Origin of the sequence: Nesterenkonia sp. NBAIMH1, from assembly GCF_007922635.1 — a bacterium.
Taxonomy (GTDB): Bacteria; Actinomycetota; Actinomycetes; order Actinomycetales; family Micrococcaceae; genus Nesterenkonia; species Nesterenkonia pannonica.
Map to the genome: position 1 here is coordinate 2,113,649 of NZ_CP042335.1, position 19,554 is coordinate 2,133,202.

Sequence of the window (19,554 nt, forward strand, 5' to 3'; positions counted from 1 at the left end):
TGGGGTTCGGCTCCTTCAGCTCAGGCGGATCGGAGCCAGGTGCGACCACATGTCGCCCGGGCCCGGATTCTGGGGGTGGCTTGCGCCGCCGAGGTGGTGCACCACGCCCCACACGGCATTCAGTGCTGTGGTCACCGCCCCTTCGGCCCAGCCGGCCGTGAATGAGATGTCGTCGCCGGCCAGGAAGAGGCCGCGCTGGTGCTCGGGGAACCCATTCTGGACGAAGTGCCCGAACAGCATCTCCTGGTAGCGGTAGTGGCCGGGGAGGTTGTTCTTGAACGCGCCCATGAAGTTGGGGTCGGCCTCCCATGAGACGGTGAGCGGCTCACCGATGATGTGCGCCCCGATGTCGATGTTGGGGTAGATCTTGTGCAGGGAGTGGAGCATGAGGCGCGTGCGCTCCGATGCGTCGAGCGCCAGCCACTTCAGCGCGTCGTCGTTCCACGTGTAGGAGAGCAGGATCGATGCGGGGCCCTCGTCTCCGCCCTCGTCCAGGAGGTAGGTGGCGCGGGGGAGCCGGTCGGTCAGCGTCATCGACATCACCGGCTGGCCCGTCTCAGGGTCGGTGTCCCGCCAGAAGGGACGGTCCACCAGCACGAACGTCTTGGAGGAGAGCATGTAGTGGCTCTTCTCGATGGCGCGCCACATCGACGGGGTGAAGAGCGCCTCGTCGGTGTCGATCCGCGAGGACAGCAGCCATGACTGACACGTGACCACCGCGGCCGCGAACTCTCTGGTTCTGCCCCACTTCTCGGTGATGCTGATGCCGCCGGCGGGAAGGTCGGCACGCTGGCCGCGGTGAATTCCTGTCACTGCGCCTCGGGGCGCGCCGCCGTGCAGGCTGGCGAGTGAGGTCCCCTTCGGCCAGTGCACGAGGTCCTCAGGCGTGTGGTGCCAGAGCTCGACGGGGAGGCGCTGTGCGCCGCCGACGATGCTGCGGTGGTTGTCGTCGGCGTCGGTGAACACCACGCGCAGGACTTCCAGAATGGAGTTGGTGAAGTCGGTGTCCCAGCCTCCGGTGCCGAATCCCACCTGCCCGAACGTTTCGAGGTGCTCGTGGCTCAGTTGCCGAAAGGCGTCGGATCCGGCCAGGAACCCGTAGAAGGACTGGTCGTCGAGTCGTTCCACCAGGTCGTTCCAGAGGCGCTTCAGCGTGTCGACGTCTCGAGCGCGGATCGCGTCCTGCACAGCATGGAGCTGAGCGTCCTGCTGCAGGGCGCTCTTCCACCCTTCGGCCATCTCGCGGTAGAACTCCGGGAGATCGTCGGCGGTTCGGGCCCAAATCGGCTCCCCCTTGAGGTCGATGACCGTTGAGGGGGTCGCGTCCGAGAGCGGGTTCGGGAAGGGGCGAGTCTCCAGGCCCAGCTTGTCCACATAGTGGTAGAAGGCGCGCCCGGATGTGGGGAACCGCATGCCGCCGAGGTCCGCGGCCACCTGGGGGGCGGCGTCGAACCTCTCGGTCTTCAGCCGTCCGCCGATGCTGCCGGCCTCGTAGATGACCGGCTTCAGCCCCATCTTCATCAGTTCGAAGGCGGCCACCAGCCCGGCAGCTCCCGCTCCGATGACGGCCACTTCTGTGCCTCGTGCGCTCTCGGGGACGCCGCCGAGCCCGTGGGGATCCTCCAGGTAGTGGTCATAGCTGAAGGGAAAGTCCGGGCTGAGCATCGTGAGCGGCTGAGTCGTCAAAGGAGCTCCTTGGGGGCGAAGCGGCGTGCGGTGCGAATGCTCATTACTCTAGCCAGCCATGCGTGGGCCATCGGTGAAGGCGACCGCTCGGACGGGAGCGCCGTCGCCCTCATAGCGCAGCGGGAAGATCCCTACCTTCACGGACGGGGGGAGGTGCTCGAGGCCGCGCAGGTTCTCCACGATGAGCCCGTCCCGTCCGAGCACCGCCTCGTGGACAGGGAAGGCGGACGTGGGGTCGTCTGTGGGGTCGGGACTGAGCGTGTCCACTCCGAGGACGCGCATGCCGCGGCTCCACAGCTCCTCAGCAGCGCGGGGAAGCAGCCACGGATGGTTCAGGGCGCCCCGGTGGCCGAACTCCTGCGCCCATCCGGTGTCGATCAGGACGATCGGCGGCAGACGGTCAGGCACCGAGGACCCGTCGAACTCCAGGTCGTCCAGGCCGTACGGCTCTCCCTCGCCTGCATGGGGTGCCCGCAGCACGGCGGCCTCCCCGAACAGCTCGTGCAGGTCCACGTCGGCCATCGTGCGGCCGCCCGCGATGGTGTGCGCTGGGGCGTCGACGTGAGTTCCGCTGTGGGAGCCGAGGGTGAGACGGGCGACCTCCACGCCGTCGGTGGGGATCCTCAGCGCGGGTGCGACGGCGACGGCTGGGTCTCCCGGGTAGGTCATCATGGAGTCGCGGATCGGATGGCTCAGATCATGGAGAATCTGTGTGCCTGTGCTGCCGCTCCGGGGCTGTGGCTCAGGCATCGTGTGCTGAGAGGTGCTCGTGAACGGCGAGCAGTCTGCCGTCCTGCAGCGCGAAGACGATGGTCTCGCGCTCACGGTAGGACTCTGGGCCCTGCGGGGTCTCGACGGCGGTGTGGACGGTGTGCGAGAAGACCGCGCCCCCGGCGAAGGTCTGCACGTGAGGGTCGGTCGAGGCGCAGGAGACGACGCGCCAGCCGTCCGCCCTCCAGCTGTTCCAGAGCTGCTCGTAGGCGTCGCGGCTGGCGAGCCGCTGCGGCTCAGGATGGAAGATGAACGTCGCCTCGGGTGCGAAGCCCGCGAAGTAGCGAGGCCCGTCGTTGGCGGCGAAGGCATCGACGATGCGTTCCGCCGCGGCCTCGACGTCGGTGACGCTGGGCTCAGCCGGGGCGCTCATGCGTTCGGGCCTTCGTATGCGGGGGGCAATGCTGCGGGAGCGCTGTGTGGGCCAGTCTTCCCCATGGCTGAGACGAGCTCGTAGACGACGTGCGATGCCGCCACCGCGGTCAGCTGCGCGTGGTCATAGGCGGGGGAGACCTCGACGACGTCGGCGCCCACGATGTTGAGGTCCGCGAGGCCGCGGATGATCCGCAGCAGCTCGCGGCTGGTCATGCCTCCGGCTTCGGGGGTCCCTGTGCCGGGGGCGTGGGCGGGGTCCAGCACGTCGATGTCGATCGAGATGTACACCGGCCTGTCCCCGAGGCGTGCCCGCAGCCGCTCCAGGGCCGCGGGGACCCCGTGCTCCTCGATGAACTCGGTGGTGGTGATCTCGAAGCCGAGCGTGGCGTCGTCCTCCAGGTCCCCCTTGCCGTACAGGGGCCCGCGGATGCCCAGGTGCGCACTGGCGGTGAGGTCGATGAACCCGTCCTCACTGGCGCGGCGGAACGGGGTGCCGTGGGTGATGGGAGCCCCGAAGTAGGTGTCCCAGGTGTCCAGGTGGGCGTCCGCGTGCAGCACGGCGATGGGCCCGTGCTTCTCGTACATCGCTTTCAGCAGCGGGTAGGCGACGGTGTGGTCCCCGCCGATCATGACGAAGCGTCCCGCGTGCTGCAGCAGGTCCGCTGCGCCCTGGTAGACCTGCTGAATCGCCTCGTCGAGGTCGAAGGGGTTGGCCACGATGTCGCCGGCGTCCGCGACCTGCTGCACGGTGAACGGGGAGACGTCCTGGGCGGGGTTGTAGGGGCGCAGGAGCCGGGAGGCCTCCCGCACGTGGCTGGGCCCGAACCGAGCCCCTGGGCGGTAGCTCACCCCGGAGTCAAAGGGGATGCCTGCGACGGCGACGTCGGCGGTGCCCACCTGGTCCAGGGAGGGCAGGAGTGCGTAGGTGGCCTGGCCGGCGTAGCGGGGCGTCGCGCTGCTGTCGCGGGGTCCGGTCGGCGTGGTGCCGGAGGGTGTCTGTGTCATCGGGTGCTGCTCTCCATCAGGGTCTCTCGGTGGGGGGGGGGGGGTTGGTCGATGTCATGCCGTCGTCTCCTGCCTCATCGGCTGGGAGTAGTCCTCCTTATGGGTCCTGACATGCATCCAGGTCTCCATGTGGTGGACCTCGGGCAGTGAGCGCAGCTGCTCCAATCGTCCCGCGATCTCCGCGGGGTCGGAAGAGTTCAGCGTCGCGATGAGGTCGAACCGGCCGAGGGATTCGGCGGCGAACTCGACCTCCGGCATCTGCACGGCCGCGGCCACCGCGTCGTGGTCCTCTCCGGTGAGGCACAGGCCCACTCCCACCTTCACGCGGCCGCTCTGGGGCGTGTGGGGGATCTGCGCGCTGATCCGCAGCAGACCCGCCTCCTGCATGCGCCGGACCCGGCTTCTGACGGAGGTGGGGAGAGGTGGACCGTCGCGGCGAGGTCGTTGAAGCTCATCCTGCCGTCGGTGCGCAGCAGCTCGATGAGCGCGGTGTCCGTCGCATCGAGTCTCCCGTCCCCGGAGGGTGGGTGCTGAAGGCGCTCTTGACCACATGGTGGTAGAGCGTGACGGCTGCGGTGCGGACGCTGGGGTGCGATCGGACTCTGCGCAGCGCGCTGTGCAGCGCCTCCACGGTGGGCGCCCTGACTTCGAGGACGAGGTCGTGGGTGCCGGCGACCGCAGAGACCAGGGGATGTCCTCCTGCTCCATGAGGTGCCCGATCGCGTCCTCCGCGTTCGGCGCGCACCGCAGCGCGACGTGCGCCAGCACATGGTGGCCCGTCGCGCCGTGCGCTGCGGTGGCCACGATGCGGATTTGCCCTGTCTGCAGCAGCCGCCGGACGGTGCTGGAGACAAGGTTGCGCGGGGCTCCCAGCTCTGTCGCAAGCTCGTTGTAGGTGGCCCGGCCGTTGTGCTGCAGGGCGTGGATGAGCCGCTCCGGGAGCCCCTCGCGCATCGTCAGCGGGACGCTTCCAGAGATTCGCCGGTGTCGGCTCGCTTGGCACGCCGGTTCCAGGAGAGCGCGAGGTAGAGCACCGCGGAGAGGACGAATGCGGGGATCGCGGAGCCGACGGCCGGGGGCACCCAGATGTAGCCCAGGACGTAGGTGGCTGCGGCCCCGATGACCCACACGACGATGGCTGCCCAGTTGACCCCGCCGGAGAACCAGTAGGCGCCGTCGCGCGCCTTGAGGATGTCACGGCCGTAGCTGGCGCGGCGGATGATGAAGTAGTCGACGAGCATGATGGCGAACACGGGGATGAAGAACGCGCCGATCAGGGCGAGGAAGTCCGCGAACGCGTCCAGCAGCGCCATCCAGGTGGCGCCGATGATGCTGATCAGGCCCAGTCCCAGTGCGGTGGGGAGGAAGCGCAGCCGCAGGTGGCGCCCGGTGTGGGAGGTGACGGCGGAGGTGGTCATGCCGTAGACGACCATCGTGTTCGTGGCCATCACGGAGAGGAAGATGACCAGGGCCACGACGGTGCCGAAGCTGTCGACGAACGGCGTCGGGTCGAACTCTGCTGCGTCCTGGCCGCGGGCCAGGAAGTAGGAGATGCCGGTGAGGCCCATGAGCATGGCCAGAGTCGTCGAGGCGGTGTATCCGAGGCCGGCGCCGACGGCTCCCGCGCGCGGCGAGCGGGCGAATCGGTTCAGGTCTGCGGAGAGGACGGTCCACGAGATGGCCGTGTAGATGACGATGTCCAGGACCACGACCCCGTCGAGGCCGAGTGCCGGGTCCGTGGGCAGGTTCTGGAAATCTGCTGGGCTGAACGCTGAGAAGGCGGTGTAGAAGACGAAGCCCATCAGGCCCAGGATCAGCGCGGCCAGCCACGGCTCGATCTTGGCGATGCCCTGGTGGCCGAAGATGGCGAGGGCGACGACGATGGTCTGGCAGATCACTGACCAGAGGATGGGGTTCGAGGCGGCGCCCGTGTAGGTGGAGATGAGGTGGTCGACGGTGATGCCGGCCAGCATGGCCTGCACCCAGGACCAGCCCATGAGGATGATGATGTTGGCCGCCACCGGAAGCATGGATCCGCGCAGCCCGAAGGGCGCACGGGTCAGGGCCATGGTGGCCAGTCCGGTGCGGGTGCCGATGGAGCCGATGGTGATGAGCACGACGGCGCCCAGCAGCGTGCCGACGAGGATGCCGAGCGCAGCGGTGGAGTAGTCCACTCCCGGCACGAAGAGCGTGCCGGTGAGCATGGTGGTGACGACGAGGTTGGCGGCGAGCCAGATCATGAAGATCCGGGCCCCGCTGAGGGTGCCGGGAACGGGCTCTCCGGTCTCGGAGTGCTCGTGCAGGTGAGCGTCGAGTCGACGGTACAGGTTCATGCTCTCAGCCCTTCAGTGTGCGAGTGATATGCATGAACTTAGGGCCAGCGCCGGCTCAGTTCAATCCCCCATCCGGCGAAGAGTGACGGATCATCTGCGCATCTGCACCGTAGATCGGCGTTCTGTGCACCGTAATGCTGTCATGATCAGCTTTGACTTCGGATGTGCATCACCCTGCGGAATTGACTTGCGAATCGAGAATACTTTTAGATCCGCGCGAATTAGCTCTTTGAGAGAGTCAAATGTTTCGCGAATGTTTCCTGCAGGTGGGCTGCGCCCTCTATCGGCGCACCAGCGCAAGCACTTCGTCGCGGGTGCGCTCCATCGTTTCGGCCGTGCGGGCCTCTCCGTTGAAGCGCAGGTACGGCTCGGTGTTGGAGGGCCGAAGGTTGAACCACCACGTTCCGTCCTCCGCCTGGACACGCAGCCCGTCCATCCGGTCGACCAGCACGTCGCGCGTCTCGAACGCCGCCTCGACGGCCGCCATCGCGTCCTCTTTGCTCTGGACCTTCGAGTTGATCTCGCCGGAGGCGACGTAGGGGCTGAACTCTCGGCTGAGCTCGCTCAGCGGCAGGCTCTGCTGGCCCAGCGCGGCGAGCATGTGCATCGCCGCGAGCATGCCGGTGTCTGCGTTCCAGAAGTCACGGAAGTAATAGTGGGCGGAGTGCTCTCCGCCGAAGACGGCTGCCTCGGATGCCATGACCGCTTTGATGAAGCTGTGGCCCACGCGAGTCTCGACGGCGCGTCCGCCCTCCGCTGCGACGAGCTCCGGCACCGCCTTGGAGGTGATGAGGTTGTGCACGATGGCCGGCTCAGCCTCACCCGCGGCCTTCGCGCGGGCGATCTCGCGGCGTGCCACCAGGGCCGTGACGGCGGAGGGGGAGACGGGCTGTCCCTTCTCGTCGATGAAGAAGCACCTGTCGGCGTCGCCGTCGAAGGCCAGCCCGATGTCAGCGCCGTGCTCCAGCACGGCGGCTTGGAGGTCGCGCAGGTTCTCCGGCTCGAGGGGGTTCGCCGGATGGTTGGGGAACGTGCCGTCCAGCTCGAAGTACATCGGGATGATCTCCAGCGGGAGGCCGGGGAGGCGTTCGCTGCCGAGCACGATGGGGGTTGTCAGCCCGGCCATGCCGTTGGCTGCGTCGACGACGACCTTCAGCGGGCGGATCGAGGAGAGGTCGACGAGTTCGCGCAGATATGTCGCGTAGTCGGTGAGCATGCTCTCGGCGTCCACGGCGGTGGGCTCTCCCAGCGAGGGGATCTCCCCGTTGTCCAGGTAGGCCTGCGAAATCACGCGGATGTCTTCGAGGCCGGTGTCGGCGCTGATGGGCACCGCGCCGGCCTTGGCCATCTTCATGCCGTTGTACCCGGCAGGGTTGTGGGAGGCGGTGAACACGACTCCGGGGGCGTTCAGCTTCCCGCATGCGAAGTAGAGCATGTCGGTGGAGATCATGCCGAGCTGGGTGACGTTGGCTCCGCGAGCGGTGGCACCTTCGGTGAAGGCTTCGATGAATTCGGCCGAGGTGGGCCGCATGTCACCGCCGACGAGCACCTGCTGTCCGGCGAGCTGCAGTGCGTCGACGAACCCGGCGCCAACGGCGCGTACGGATTCGGAGGAGATCGTCTCGCCGACGAGACCGCGGACGTCGTAGGCCATGAAGGATTCGCTCAGGTCGATGCTCACTCGTCCATCCTAGGCGTACCCGCGGGCCGGCGCCGTGCCCGCGTAGAATGGCGCGCATGGAACTTCTGGCGATCGCGGTGGTCCTTGGCGTTCTGATCTTTCTGGGCCTTCGCCTGCTCGCACAGCGGCAGGCGCCGAAGGTGGCGGACAAGCTGCAGCAGGAGGTCACGCCTCGCATGGCCCGTGAGGCGGCGCTCGCTTTGGATGATGAGCAGCACAAGGCCGTGTACCGGCATATTGCCGCAGGCAACGGACGGCAGGCGATGGCGTCCTATAAGGAGTTCACCGGGGTAGGGCTGCGCGATTCGGTGGTCGCCATCCACGCGTTGAACCAGTATCCACAACCGTCGCCTTCGGAGCTTCGGCTGGGTGAGGAGCTCGATTCGGATGGCTCCTTCGATGAGGAGTACCTCGAGGACTCGATCGATGCCGTGCGGGAGGACGCTGACGTCAGCCCCTTCGACGAAGAGCGCATCGACGACGAGGGACCTGTGGCTGAGGCTGATCCCAACACGGGGGAGATCCTCGGCGACAACGAGCAGAATGTGCCGAACATCCCGGGGGCACAGTCCTCGCAGCCTGAAGGTGATGACGTGGATGCCCGGGCTCGGGAGCTCATGCGGGAGTCCGGCTTCGATCCTGATGCGGAGCTGACGATTCCGGACGAGTGGGCCGCCCCTGATCTGGACGATGAGCCGGCCGGCTTCCATCTGGAGGTGCAGCGGGGTGAGGAGAAGATCACCCTGTCGCACGAGGATCTGGAGCCGTGGGTCCATGATCAGCTGTACGCACTGCTGCGTGACGATCATGTGGACGAGGCCGCGACCCTGCTCGCGGCCAATTCGCCGCTCACCGAGGAGGAGGCCCACCGCTTCCTCGTGGTGTTCAAGGACCAGTCGTAGCCGCTCGGTCGCTACAAGCTCGCAGTTCAGGGGGCATAGCCAGCTTAGCCGTGTGTTTAAGAAAGGCATCCGTGAAATCGCCTTTATATCTTCTCGAAGATTGCTGCCAGTGGTTCCCCCCCTGGCGACTGTCGGTCTCACTGGATGCGGTGCTGCTTCACCGTAGGCAGCAAACCCGCGTTTTGGGCCGTCAAGTGAGTGTCTCTCCGTCATGCGCTCAACCGCCGATGAACCTAACTTCGAATCTGCTGAGACGCCTATGCGGGCGAGCGCCTACTGATGCGAGACATCCGACGAGTGGAATTCAGCACGCCGTGACTATCCGGGGGCGATGGGGCCTACCGATCGGGCAGACCTCTAAGGGTCGATCGAAATTGCGTGCTTCCAGGTGCCTGACGCTCCACCGTGCAAGGACATATGATCGAAAAGCTCAAACCTTCTGGTTTATGCACCGTGGTGAGAATGCCCCCCTCGCGGGTCATCGCTTCTCCAGGATGTAACTGCAACCCCTTCCCGAAAAATACATGAACAATCGAGGGGTTGGTTAAGGGAAACGGAACACTTTTGGGTGTGCAGAGCACAAAGAAGCAGGCAACATGCGAAGCGCATGTAGCCGACGACCGCAGACGAAGATAATGGAAGATTATCATTCTCATGGAATCCTTACTCTGGACGGTTGGTCTCGCCTTGGCGGGTAGCGGAGCACTGCATGTGCTCTACAGGCGCATCAACACGGACTGGCCAGAAAGTTACGGTTCGGTACAGAACACCGCTGACGAGCTCGCCCGTGGTGGGTTTTTAGACACTACATAGTTTTCCGGGGTGCCCCAGTTTTCGTTGTAGCTCTCTTCCTTGGCGTCGTGCTGGATGAGCTTGGAGGAATGCCGTGGGCTGGACTGGGCATTCTCTTACTGGGCCACTTCGCCGGGACGAACCTTCGAGCATTGCTTCGCCTCCTCCGGGGACCCCAAACTGCACAGAAGCTGGTCCTACTCGTGCATCACGGCGGGGTCATGGTTCTCGTGGTGATGAGCGCAACCTTGGCGACATTTCTACGGGGGCAGCTCGCCGGCCTTATTCCTGAAATTGACGATATTCTTATTGCCGTATGGGCAGGTCTGTTTGCGAGTCTTTTTCTAGCTGCGGCGAGATATTTGATGGCATCGCGCCCCTTGCAAGCTGATGAATTGACAGAAGGACTCGTCAAAGACATAGGTCTAGATAAATGGGAATATATCTCTCAGGCTGCTAAGGAGCATGGGGCCGATGGCGATCTCTTGCGGGCAATCATTCTTGCCGAAGTCCAGCAGAGGCCAAGGTGGTTCCGTCGGCTTGAGCGGGCCAAAGGATTAGTATTCCGGGCCGGAACCTATGGAATCGCCCAAATCGCAGCTTCGAAGCCAATCAGTGACAAGGAGTCTGTGGATCGACTGGCTGAATCATTTGCAGGGTACGTGGTCCCCAGAACAGGGGATCACTGGGAAAGTGTCGCAGCGCTTCGCGAGCGGTTAATGCGGCATAATCCTGACGCTGCGCATATAGATCGAATCACCTTGATGTACGAACTGCTCGGAGGGTTCACTATCGCTGATGATTACGAGCTAACCGACGAGGAGTAGTGTCCGGCCTACTGGCTAAGTGCGAAAGTGCTGACAAACGGAGTTTGGCGTGGAGCTCATCACCGGCCTGGTGGTTATGGCCGTTCTGTGCCGGGGTCGTTCAAAGTGTTCGTCGGCGCGAAGTCAGCCCAAAAGAGTCGACTAAGATTGACCAGGGGTCGCCAGCTCGGTGCCTTCGCGTCGGCGAAACCGCGATGAGGGTCAAAGCCCGCCGGGAGCGGAAAGCATTATATCGAGAGTAAACGGACCTTCGGCTGTCGAATGTTCGCAAATGAGCCCACTGCAAATGGACTTGAATGCACCGAGGTCGCTTGCATGACGAATCAGGCGAGGACCCTGGGCAAAGCAAAGCACGCATTGTCGGAGTACCTGCGGCAACTCCCCAGATCGTCCAGTGTGCCTGCGGACCACTAGCGTTTTAACTGGCCTCGAACGCAGCTCCGCCGCCAGGACCCTAGTCGGAAGACTCCTCCATTTCGGCGGGGCCGTCGAAACGCAGCTCACCGGCCGGAATCATCGGCATCAGTAGGCGCTCACCGAAGACCTTCAAGCTCATGCTGTGGAGCGCCTCTCGAAGGTACGGCAACAGCGCCATGACGCCGACACGGTTCGCGAATTCGAGCATAACGTCAGGGCCGAGTTTTGACGACTCAGACATTTCGTAGATCGCTGCAACTTCAGCTTCGACAACGCCCTCAGTGGACTGCGTCTCCATGCGCAGGCGGATACGCAACTTATCGCGCTTCTTGTTCTGAGAGAACTTGAGTTCAAATGAAGGTTTAACCGCGTCTTCATCGATGTCCTCGAGTTGCTCTTCATGTTCCTCTCCCGCACGAACTGCACGGAGTTCTAGAAACTCAACATCCATTAACGTCAACTGAGGGAGCAGCTCTTTGACACGGTTCAGTACCGCTTCTTCTTGAGTCATTACGCTCCTAAAGCAAAGTCGGACGGCTTCGACTCAGCCGCCGTCATGTACTCCTCGTCTACGGGGAATTCGTGGTTACCCCACATAGTCGCGACTTGTGTATGCCAGGAGAGAGCCCGGTAAGTTAAGAACTTCCCATGCAATGTCACGGGTCGCTCGTCGGGCGTCCACTCATCTTGTCGCTCATCAAGAAGCTGCCCTGTGTCTTGCTCTACAACATGCCGCACTAGGGCCTCGACGGCGTGGGCGTATTTTCGGACAGTCGACAGCTTGGGATCACTGTCCATCCGCTCGAAGCTGGCGATCGTTGGTTGAGTGACGCCCAATCGCTTTGCCACATCGTCTTGCGTTAGACCCCGAGCCGCACGCACCTGGACGAGGCTCGCCAGAAGCTTTGCGTTTGCCTCGGTGAGGTAATCGCTCCGGCGCATCGCGGGGAATCGAGGTCGATGCCGAACTCCGCTGCAAGTCTCTCGTCGAACGTCGTCATAGACTGCAATCTATGGTGACCTGAGCATGCACGTCAATATGAGTGGGGGTAGCCCCACAGGTGATGCGACTCCGTGTGATAGCGGGTGGCGGCGATGTCGACCTCTACATTCTGCAGTTGTCTGATGATCTCCTCGTCACCCGAGGCCACATCTTTTCATGGACTCGGAGGGCCACAATCCAGTGTGGCTTACATGACGGTTCGGCGTGGTAGATCCTCATTTTGGCGTCTTCCCATAGCCATGAGAGCTCCCAAATGTCGGGTTCACGGCTCATAGGTTTAACGCAGATACCAGCGGAGTCCCGCTCGCCCTGAACAATTGCGCCGGCTTCGGCACGTTTGCGCAAGGTGCGGTACTGACTCAGGAGCAGCTCAATGACCGCTTTAGGTGGAGTCCCGTCGTCATAGTTCCGACGGATCACTTCCAGGGCGCAGGCAAATAGTTCGTCTTCCACCACCGGGCGAGATGAACCATCTTCTTGCAGTGTCTGGAGGGTCTTGAACTCATTGAAAGAGTTCGGTCGAGCGCAAATCGAGTTCTTTCCGTCACTCCACACACTTTTTCCTCACCGTTGGACGAGCCTTTAACTATAACTAGACATTGCCTGTACGCGTGAGGAAACATCGACTGAACTTATCCTCACCCTTACTTGGCGACGTTGTATGCTGCCGGCCTCTATCCGACTGCGCTTCTCAGAGGTGACCCCAGGCCGAGCACTCACGCTAAGGCTTGACTTTGCCGATAGTTGCGCATCTCGAAGCTGGCAAGCTTCGCGTGGGTCCCCTGGCTAGCGGACTGCAGCTGCTGGTATATCGCGCCTCACCGTCATTCACGAGGTCAGCTTAGGTGAGCTCCAGCGCAGGAGCGGGCTCTACCGTGAAGGTCGAGGTGAACTGTGCGGCCTCGTACTGCGCTTCGGGCATGAGGTGAGAGTAAGTCGACTCTGTGATACTGACGGAGAAATGCACGATGTGCCGCGACAGCTTTCAGATGTTCATGCCGTTGACCAGCATTAGGGATGCATACGTGTGCCGGAGGGAATACAGTCTGGGCTTGTGGGAGAGGCCCTCAGTGCGCTTCACGGCGTTGTTCCAGTGTCGATTGGTCGAGTCGGCCTTCAGGAATGTGCCGTCCTGCTTAGGGAAGAGTGGGGCTTCGGGATCCCGGTCTTTCATGGGGCGACGGAGCATCTCTACTGATGAGACCGGCAGGCCGATCGTTCGGTTAGAGCGCTGTGACTTTGGCACCCCGATATAGTCGCCCTTGGAGTGACCCCCTAGTTTCGGTCCACTGGTTATGAGAGTTGCACTAGCGCCCGTGGGAGCGGGCAGGAAGACTGGTGTGACTATGACTTCGAAGAGACGACGCCATACCCCGGAACAGATCATCCGGAAGCTCCAAGATGCGGAGAAACTCCAGGCCGAAGGCCAGGATGTCGCCGCGGTGGCCCGAGAACTCGGAGTAACCGAGGCCACCTACTACCGGTGGAAGAACCAGTACGGCGGGATGAAGGCCGAGGACGCGAAGCGTCTGAAGGAGCTGGAGAAGCAGAATGACCGGCTCAAGCGGCTGCTGGCTGATGCGGAGTTGGAGAAGGCGGCGCTGAAGGAGCTGGCGGAGGGAAACTTCTAAGCCCGGATCGGCGCCGCGCTGGGGTCCATCACCTGATGAGAAAGATGGGCCTCTCCGAGCGCAAGTCCACGATGCTGACCGGGCTTTCTCGTTCTGCGTTCCGCCGCCGACTCAAGGGTGAGACCACTGCTGACCCTGACGCCGCGCTGCGAGGGTGGCTTCGCGCCTATGCGAAGGCCCACCCGCGGTGGGGCTACCGACGGGCCTACCATGACGCCCGGGCCGAGGGTTGGGCGGTCAATCACAAGAAGGTCCAACGGCTATGGCGTGAAGAAGGCCTGCGGGTGCCGGTGAAGCGCCGACGCAAGCGCGTTGGGTCTTCCACCGCGGAAGCGCCGCCGGCATGTGCGCCGAACACGGTGTGGGCAGTGGACTTCCAGTTCGACGCCGATGAGACCGGCCGCGCGATCAAGATCGCCTCGATTGTTGATGAGCACACCCGCGAATGTCTGGGCGGGATCGTGGCCCGCAGCATCACCGGTGATGATCTCACCACCCACCTGGACGCTATCGCCGCGCAGCAGGGGCTACCGCAGGTCCTGCGGTGCGACAACGGCCCGGAGCTGATCAGCCAGGCGATGGCTGACTGGGCTGGAGAGGCCACCGGGCTCCACTACATCCCGCCCGGTTCCCCGTGGCGCAATGGTTACGTGGAGTCCTTCAACAGCCGGATCCGGGACGAGTGCCTGAACATCACCAGCTTCTGGTCCCTAGCCCATGCCCGGATGATCATCACTGATTGGAAGAAGGAGTACAACACGATCAGACGCCACTCAGCGCTCGGATACCGCAGCCCCGCTGAGTATGCTGAAATCTGCACTCATTGAAGAAACCGCGGCTCTCATAACGCGTGGGCCTACTCCCGGGGGCATCCCAAGCACACCCGCGAATGTCTGGGCGGGATCGTGGCCCGCAGCATCACCGGTGATGATCTCACCACCCACCTGGACGCTATCGCCGCGCAGCAGGGGCTACCGCAGGTCCTGCGGTGCGACAACGGCCCGGAGCTGATCAGCCAGGCGATGGCTGACTGGGCTGGAGAGGCCACCGGGCTCCACTACATCCCGCCCGGTTCCCCGTGGCGCAATGGTTACGTGGAGTCCTTCAACAGCCGGATCCGGGACGAGTGCCTGAACATCACCAGCTTCTGGTCCCTAGCCCATGCCCGGATGATCATCACTGATTGGAAGAAGGAGTACAACACGATCAGACGCCACTCAGCGCTCGGATACCGCAGCCCCGCTGAGTATGCTGAAATCTGCACTCATTGAAGAAACCGCGGCTCTCATAACGCGTGGGCCTACTCCCGGGGGCATCCCACCTCTTCGAACGTCAGGAACTTGCTGTGATCGTCCACGGGCCAGCCTTCGGGAGCATCGACGCGTGGTAAGGACTGCTGTCGATCAGTCCGCGCCCAACCGCGTAGTCGAGGATCGAGGCCAGGAGGCCGAGGACGTTGTGAATGGTCTTCGCCGCCAGCCCATATTTCCTGAAGGTGCTTGATGAAGCGACAAACGTCGTCGTCCGTGATCATGTCGCTTAGCGAAGCGCCGAGCTCAGGCCCTATGTGCTTCTTTGTGCAGGACAGATAGGTCTGCACCGTGAACGAAGCCGGGGAATGATCCTCAGCGACTTACCTTAGTGGCGGCCCCTTCGACTTCAACTTCGCCAGATTCTTGCCCGCCCTGGCCTGGTCGCCCTTGTGTGGATCGAGCAAAAGCACCCAATCCTCGGCCGCCGCTCGCGTCGACACTGTCATGGTCTTTGCCGCTTGCTCTTGTGATACCAGACCACGTTGTAGCTAGTGCCGGTTTTGCTTTGTCGCTCTAGGGTGCTGGCCGTGTAGCCAACGCTTGCGGCTCCCAGTGCGTTTTCCGTTAGTGGAGGAGCAATTCTCTGAGCTTCACCCCTGCACCCCAGCTATTGCGGAGCAGTTATGGCGGTGCGGGTGGGATTCGAACCCACGGAGCAGGGTTGCTGCTCAACGGTTTTCAAGACCGTCTCCTTCGGCCGCTCGGACACCGCACCTTGGCGTGAACGCCGACGCACCACTATACGCGACGTATAGACTCAACGCGTTATGAAGATCATCCCGCCGGGCCTCTTCGCCGGCCGCCGCGAGGCCCGTCGCAAAGAGCGTGAGCTCGGATCCGGGCTGTGGCGCCAGGCGTATGACAGGTTCGAGCGCGGCATCGACCGCTACCACCAGATTCTGGGGGGAGTGGAGGACGACGCGGTGCACAACCAGCTCGTCGTCATCGGAGACCAGCTCGCCGATCAGCTGCCCCTGGTCTATGACCTCTGCCGCCGCGCCAACGAACGGTGGCCAGGGACCTCACTCCAGATCCCCGGCGGCTCACGCGACCTCCACGCAGCCCTCTCACGGGCGGCGAACCATGTCGCAACCACTGCAGAGGCCGAAGCGATGGTGAGGCTGCAGCACTCCGAGGTGGCCTCCGTGCAGCGTCGGGCCGACCAGGTGCTGGCCTGCCTCACAGAGGCCGAAGGCGCCATCGACTGATCAGGATGCACAAGGCGTCGCCCTATCCTTGCGGCGCCCTGATGGTGCGGTCCGGGAACCAGACCCTGGGTACGAACCACACGTAGAAGATCATCCCCAGCAGCTCCACCAGCGACTGGATGACGATCACCATGGGCACGATCTCCCACCCTTCGGGCAGGGAGAGCGCAAACGGCAGGACGATGAACGAGTTGCGCGTACCGAGCGAGAAGGCCAGCGTTCGTCCCTGCTGGGCCGGCAGCCGGAGCGCCGAGGCGATGACTTTCGAGATCAGCAGCGCGGCGATGAGGAACAGCCCACCGGCCAGCCCCACCCACGGCAGCAGGCCCAGGTGCTCCTGGAGCGGCCCGATGTGAGAAGCCGACACGAACAGGATCACCACCGCCAGCAGCGGCACCGGAAACCACCCGGCCCGCTCACGCACCTGGGCCAAAAACCTTCTGCGTGAGGCCCCGGCTTCGGTGAGGATCGCGGCCGCCAGGGGGAGGGCGAGGACCATCAATGCAGGCCAGACGGCCCGGATGTCGAAGACCCCGCCGAGATCGAAGTCCGTCATGAGGAGCAGGTACAGCGGCAGCAGGCCCAGCTGAAGGAACAGCGCCACAGGGGTCAGACCGGAAGCCCGCACGGCATCGCCGCGCCCCAGAGCGCTGAAGGTGATGAACCAGTCGGTGCACGGCACCAGCAGCACCAGGAGCAGGCCGAGGGTCAGGGCGTCCTGGGACGGGATGAGGGAGACGATCCCGAACACCGCTGCGGGGATGATGAGGAAGTTGCCGACCAGGGCGGCGAGGAGGAACCGGGTGTCCCGCAGCGACCTGGGCACATCGGCGAGGTTCATCTGCGTAAAGGTGGCGTACAGCAGCAGCGCCAGGGCCGGCCACACCAGCGCATCGAGCTGCTGACTTCCCCCGGGCCAGGCCATCCCCACTCCCGCGCCGAGGAGAAGACCCGCGAGGTAGATCCAGACCTGATGCTGCTCCAAGGAGTCGTGCGACACTCGTGTCATCATCCGGTTCAGGCCCTGCTGATTTCGCGACGGTTCCATCCCAGAAAGCCGACCGCGATCCCGACTGCGCCGAGACCTGTCAGCCAGAGCACCGGGGTCCACGCAATCTCCTCCACCGGGTATTCGGCCAGGTGCCCGAAGACGTTCAGGCTCTCCACGAACCGAGGCAGCTCCAGGAGACCGCCGAAGGTCGTCATGAAGCCGGCGAACCCGATGACGACCCAGCCCGCAGGGATGGCAAGGCGAGGGGCCCAGCCGAAGAGTCCGATCACGATACCGATCACAGCCAGCACCGCAGGGGTCTGTGCCAAGGAGCCCAGGAAGATCTGGCCGAAGTGCCTGCCGCCGTCCTCTTCGAGGGAGGCGAAAGTGCCGATTCCCATGCCTGCACCGACCAGTGCCACGAGGAGCAGAAGGCCGGTCAGCAGCACCGCAAGGTGCGCGCCGAGCCAGGCGGTGCGGCTCAGGGGCGCTGACATCAGGTACTCGGCATGCCCGCTGCCCTCCTCGCCTCTGATCAGCTGGAGGCCGCCGACCCCAGCGGCGGCGACGAACACCGCCATGAACAGTGCCATGTAGGCCAGGTAGCCCAGCATGATGTCATCGCCTGCGAAGATCTGGGCCATCTCCGCTGGAAGGTCGTCTGCGGTGTCGAGCATGGTCTGCGCGAATCCGCCGTACATCAGGCCGGTGATCAGCAGTGCAATCGCCCACCCGCGCAGGGTGCCCCGCAGAGTGCGTGCAGCGATCCCTGCCGGGGTGCCCAACGCAGGCGAGGCTTCTGGCCGGCCCGGTCGGGTGTGCATGAGGCCCGCCCCGAGGTCACGCTTCGTGGACAGCCAGAAGCCCAGCGACATGAGTGCCACCGCGAACCCGACGAGCAGCGCCAGCGGCCACCACCGATCCTCCACATAGGGGGCGGTCTGCTGGGCCCACCCCAGGGGGGAGAACCAGGACAGGGCACTGCCGCCCACCTCGGCGGCGTCCCCGCTCATGCGGATCAGATACGCCAGCCCCAGCAGGCCGCCGGCCATCGCCGAGGCGCCGCGGGAGGATTCGCTGAGCTGTGCGCTGACCGCTGCGGCACCGGAGAAGAAGAGCCCCACGGCCAGTCCGCCCGCAGCAACGAGGGCAGACCCTTCGGGGGAGTAGTCCGCTGTGAGCGCGGCGACCCAGACGAAGCCGGCGGCGATGAGGTTCGCGCCGCTCACCAGGACCAGGGTGGCGGTGAGTGTGGCATGGCGACCCACCGCATTGGACCGCACAAGTTCAGCTCGTCCGCTCTGCTCCTCCGCCCGGGTGTGGCGCACCACGGTGAAGACGCTCATGAGCGCCATGAGGATGTAGATGAACAGCACATAGCCGGCGGCGAAGAACCGCTCATGCGTGGGTGCGTCCATGCCGAAGGCAGGGCCGGTCATCATGCGCCCCACCGGGTCGGTGAACATGGTGGTCAGGTTCGCCAGCTCCTGATCAGTCTCTGCGATGATCTGGATCGCGTGGGCGACGTAGAAGCCTATCAGCGCAATGCCCAGGACCCACATGGGGGTGTAGATACGGTTGCGGCGCAGCATGAACCGCAGCAGCTTCCCGGTCCCTGTCAGCGTGGATCGGCGTGCGCTCCGGCTCGACGCTCGGGCGGAGTCGTGACCCAGAGCGGTGCTCATCCCTGCTCTGCTCCTTCGGGGTCGTCGCCGTAGTAGCGCATCAGCAGCTGCTCCAGCGTCGGGGGATGAGCCACCAGGGAACGGACCCCCAGGGCGGTGATCTGCCGCATCACAGCATCGATCCGGTTCCCGTCCACCTCGAAGACGGTGCGCTCGCCAGCTTCGCGAAAGTGGTGGACGCCGTGAGCCTCGGCGAGTGCTCCGGCGGGCTTCGCCGTCTCGACCTCGATGGTGGTGCGGGTCATGTGCCGCAGCCCGGAGAGGGTGCCGGACTCGACGATGCGCCCGGCCCGGATGATCGATATGCGGTCGGAGAGAGCTTCGACCTGGGCGAGGATGTGGCTGGAGAGCAGCACTGAGCGGCCCTGGGCTGCGGCTTCCTTGATGACCTCCTGGAACGTGTGCTCCATCAGGGGGTCCAGGCCGGAGGTCGGTTCGTCGAGCATCAGCAGGTCGACGTCGGTCGCCAGAGCGGAGATCAGCGCGACCTTCTGCCTGTTGCCTTTGGAGTATGTGCGGGTCTTCTTCCGCGGGTTCAGGTCGAAGCGCTCGATCAGCTCGTCCCGCCGCTTCGTGCTGTGCTGGGAACGGGCGGATCCGGCTCGCAGGCGCAGGAACATGTCGATGACCTCCCCGCCGGTCAGGTTGGGCCAGAGCTCCACATCCCCGGGAACGTAGGCTAGGCGCCGGTGGAGCTCACTGGCGTCCTTCCACGGGTCCCGGCCGAACAGGGTGACGGTGCCGGAATCGGGCCGCAGCAGCCCGAGCAGCACGCGCATAGTGGTGGATTTGCCGGAGCCGTTGGGACCGAGAAAGCCGTGGATCTCACCTGGGCCGATGTCGAGGTTCAGACGATCGAGCGCTCGGACCGCACCGAACTGCTTGATCAGGTCCCGGGTATGGATGACCGGCGGAATGTGTCCCAACGCGGTGT

The 19,554-nt window shown here is 64.2% G+C and carries 18 protein-coding genes, 1 tRNA gene and 2 pseudogenes; 5 read left to right on the plus strand and 16 right to left on the minus strand.

The features are described 5' to 3' along the window. Positions 1 to 15: 15 nt before the first annotated feature. From FS388_RS10120 to FS388_RS10150, 10 genes and pseudogenes are all read right to left on the minus strand, one after another. The gene (locus FS388_RS10120; RefSeq protein WP_146341979.1) at positions 16 to 1,665 is read right to left on the minus strand and encodes an NAD(P)/FAD-dependent oxidoreductase; all 1,650 of its coding nucleotides are present in this window, start codon (positions 1,663 to 1,665) and stop codon (positions 16 to 18) included. A 69-nt stretch (positions 1,666 to 1,734) separates the two neighbouring features. Continuing rightward, complete coding sequence (locus FS388_RS10125; protein WP_246836185.1) at positions 1,735 to 2,436, minus strand: cyclase family protein; 702 nt, start codon at positions 2,434 to 2,436, stop codon at positions 1,735 to 1,737. Continuing rightward, a complete protein-coding gene (locus FS388_RS10130) occupies positions 2,429 to 2,830 on the minus strand; it encodes a nuclear transport factor 2 family protein (protein ID WP_146341306.1) in 402 nt (133 codons plus the stop codon). Before FS388_RS10130 ends, FS388_RS10125 begins: the two co-directional genes overlap by 8 nt. Continuing rightward, entirely contained in the window at positions 2,827 to 3,837 is a 1,011-nt protein-coding gene (gene speB / locus FS388_RS10135) for an agmatinase (RefSeq protein ID WP_146341307.1), read from the minus strand. Before speB ends, FS388_RS10130 begins: the two co-directional genes overlap by 4 nt. A gap of 54 nt (positions 3,838 to 3,891) precedes the next feature. Next, complete coding sequence (locus FS388_RS13080; RefSeq protein WP_168198532.1) at positions 3,892 to 4,224, minus strand: Lrp/AsnC family transcriptional regulator; 333 nt, start codon at positions 4,222 to 4,224, stop codon at positions 3,892 to 3,894. After that, positions 4,158 to 4,319 (minus strand): hypothetical protein, encoded by a 162-nt coding sequence (locus FS388_RS13470; RefSeq protein WP_371708778.1) that lies wholly within the window; start codon positions 4,317 to 4,319, stop codon positions 4,158 to 4,160. Before FS388_RS13470 ends, FS388_RS13080 begins: the two co-directional genes overlap by 67 nt. Beyond that, positions 4,289 to 4,582 carry an Lrp/AsnC ligand binding domain-containing protein gene (locus FS388_RS13085; RefSeq protein ID WP_246836186.1) on the minus strand — a complete coding sequence of 98 codons (294 nt, stop codon included), beginning with the start codon at positions 4,580 to 4,582 and terminating at the stop codon, positions 4,289 to 4,291. The genes FS388_RS13470 and FS388_RS13085 overlap by 31 nt, the downstream gene beginning before the upstream one ends. Before the next feature lie 122 nt (positions 4,583 to 4,704). Beyond that, positions 4,705 to 4,791: pseudogene (locus tag FS388_RS13475) on the minus strand (AsnC family protein); the annotation flags it as partial. 2 nt (positions 4,792 to 4,793) lie between these two features. After that, positions 4,794 to 6,170 carry a cytosine permease gene (locus FS388_RS10145; RefSeq protein WP_146341309.1) on the minus strand — a complete coding sequence of 459 codons (1,377 nt, stop codon included), beginning with the start codon at positions 6,168 to 6,170 and terminating at the stop codon, positions 4,794 to 4,796. Positions 6,171 to 6,450: 280 nt separating this feature from the next. After that, positions 6,451 to 7,851: a phosphomannomutase/phosphoglucomutase gene (locus tag FS388_RS10150; RefSeq protein ID WP_146341310.1), complete on the minus strand. Its 1,401-nt coding sequence runs from the start codon at positions 7,849 to 7,851 to the stop codon at positions 6,451 to 6,453. Between the two features lie 56 nt (positions 7,852 to 7,907). Here FS388_RS10150 and FS388_RS10155 point away from each other — a divergent pair, with 56 nt between their 5' ends. Then, entirely contained in the window at positions 7,908 to 8,753 is an 846-nt protein-coding gene (locus FS388_RS10155; protein WP_146341311.1) for an OadG family protein, read from the plus strand. Positions 8,754 to 9,766: 1,013 nt separating this feature from the next. Further along, on the plus strand, positions 9,767 to 10,372 hold the full coding sequence (locus FS388_RS10160; protein ID WP_146341312.1) for a hypothetical protein: 606 nt from the start codon (positions 9,767 to 9,769) through the stop codon (positions 10,370 to 10,372). 454 nt (positions 10,373 to 10,826) lie between these two features. Here the strand turns inward: FS388_RS10160 and FS388_RS10165 are convergent, their stop codons facing one another. Together FS388_RS10165 and FS388_RS10170 are read right to left on the minus strand one after the other, a co-directional pair. Further along, the gene (locus FS388_RS10165) at positions 10,827 to 11,300 is read right to left on the minus strand and encodes a hypothetical protein (RefSeq protein ID WP_146341313.1); all 474 of its coding nucleotides are present in this window, start codon (positions 11,298 to 11,300) and stop codon (positions 10,827 to 10,829) included. Then, positions 11,300 to 11,731 (minus strand): helix-turn-helix domain-containing protein, encoded by a 432-nt coding sequence (locus tag FS388_RS10170; RefSeq protein WP_146341314.1) that lies wholly within the window; start codon positions 11,729 to 11,731, stop codon positions 11,300 to 11,302. Before FS388_RS10170 ends, FS388_RS10165 begins: the two co-directional genes overlap by 1 nt. A 1,407-nt stretch (positions 11,732 to 13,138) precedes the next feature. Here FS388_RS10170 and FS388_RS10180 point away from each other — a divergent pair. Then, positions 13,139 to 14,250, plus strand: a protein-coding gene (locus tag FS388_RS10180) for an IS3 family transposase (RefSeq protein ID WP_146341316.1) whose coding sequence is annotated in 2 segments (ribosomal slippage) — positions 13,139 to 13,409 and positions 13,409 to 14,250 — 1,113 coding nt in all. Because the reading frame shifts where the segments join, the coding sequence is not laid out codon by codon here. Positions 14,251 to 14,298: 48 nt separating this feature from the next. Continuing rightward, positions 14,299 to 14,694, plus strand: a pseudogene (locus tag FS388_RS10185) (integrase core domain-containing protein); the annotation flags it as partial. Positions 14,695 to 15,360: 666 nt separating this feature from the next. On the opposite strand, the gene FS388_RS10190 reads toward FS388_RS10185, so the two are convergent. Continuing rightward, a tRNA-Ser gene (locus FS388_RS10190) sits at positions 15,361 to 15,451 on the minus strand. Positions 15,452 to 15,503: 52 nt separating this feature from the next. On the opposite strand from FS388_RS10190, the gene FS388_RS10195 reads away from it, so the two are divergent. Then, complete coding sequence (locus FS388_RS10195; protein WP_146341317.1) at positions 15,504 to 15,944, plus strand: hypothetical protein; 441 nt, start codon at positions 15,504 to 15,506, stop codon at positions 15,942 to 15,944. A 22-nt stretch (positions 15,945 to 15,966) separates the two neighbouring features. On the opposite strand, the gene FS388_RS10200 is transcribed toward FS388_RS10195, so the two are convergent. From FS388_RS10200 to FS388_RS10210, 3 genes are read right to left on the minus strand one after another with little or no spacing between them, the layout of a single operon-like run. After that, positions 15,967 to 16,992: an arsenic resistance protein gene (locus FS388_RS10200; protein ID WP_210410182.1), complete on the minus strand. Its 1,026-nt coding sequence runs from the start codon at positions 16,990 to 16,992 to the stop codon at positions 15,967 to 15,969. Next, on the minus strand, positions 16,962 to 18,620 hold the full coding sequence (locus tag FS388_RS10205; protein ID WP_146341318.1) for an ABC transporter permease: 1,659 nt from the start codon (positions 18,618 to 18,620) through the stop codon (positions 16,962 to 16,964). The genes FS388_RS10200 and FS388_RS10205 overlap by 31 nt, the downstream gene beginning before the upstream one ends. Then, on the minus strand, positions 18,617 to 19,537 hold the full coding sequence (locus FS388_RS10210) for an ABC transporter ATP-binding protein (protein WP_146341982.1): 921 nt from the start codon (positions 19,535 to 19,537) through the stop codon (positions 18,617 to 18,619). Before FS388_RS10210 ends, FS388_RS10205 begins: the two co-directional genes overlap by 4 nt. Between the last annotated feature and the right edge of the window lie 17 nt (positions 19,538 to 19,554).

Bases quoted from the DNA above. Each gene is read 5' to 3' on its own strand.
- FS388_RS10165 (WP_146341313.1), bottom strand. From the start codon at position 11,300: ATGACTCAAGAAGAAGCGGTACTGAACCGTGTCAAAGAGCTGCTCCCT.
- speB (WP_146341307.1), bottom strand. From the start codon at position 3,837: ATGACACAGACACCCTCCGGCACCACGCCGACCGGACCCCGCGACAGC.
- FS388_RS10145 (WP_146341309.1), bottom strand. From the start codon at position 6,170: ATGAACCTGTACCGTCGACTCGACGCTCACCTGCACGAGCACTCCGAG.
- FS388_RS10195 (WP_146341317.1), top strand. From the start codon at position 15,504: ATGAAGATCATCCCGCCGGGCCTCTTCGCCGGCCGCCGCGAGGCCCGT.
- FS388_RS10160 (WP_146341312.1), top strand. From the start codon at position 9,767: ATGGTTCTCGTGGTGATGAGCGCAACCTTGGCGACATTTCTACGGGGG.
- FS388_RS10155 (WP_146341311.1), top strand. From the start codon at position 7,908: ATGGAACTTCTGGCGATCGCGGTGGTCCTTGGCGTTCTGATCTTTCTG.
- FS388_RS10120 (WP_146341979.1), bottom strand. From the start codon at position 1,665: ATGCTCAGCCCGGACTTTCCCTTCAGCTATGACCACTACCTGGAGGAT.
- FS388_RS10170 (WP_146341314.1), bottom strand. From the start codon at position 11,731: ATGCGCCGGAGCGATTACCTCACCGAGGCAAACGCAAAGCTTCTGGCG.
- FS388_RS10130 (WP_146341306.1), bottom strand. From the start codon at position 2,830: ATGAGCGCCCCGGCTGAGCCCAGCGTCACCGACGTCGAGGCCGCGGCG.
- FS388_RS10200 (WP_210410182.1), bottom strand. From the start codon at position 16,992: ATGGAACCGTCGCGAAATCAGCAGGGCCTGAACCGGATGATGACACGA.
- FS388_RS10205 (WP_146341318.1), bottom strand. From the start codon at position 18,620: ATGAGCACCGCTCTGGGTCACGACTCCGCCCGAGCGTCGAGCCGGAGC.
- FS388_RS13080 (WP_168198532.1), bottom strand. From the start codon at position 4,224: ATGCAGGAGGCGGGTCTGCTGCGGATCAGCGCGCAGATCCCCCACACG.
- FS388_RS10125 (WP_246836185.1), bottom strand. From the start codon at position 2,436: ATGCCTGAGCCACAGCCCCGGAGCGGCAGCACAGGCACACAGATTCTC.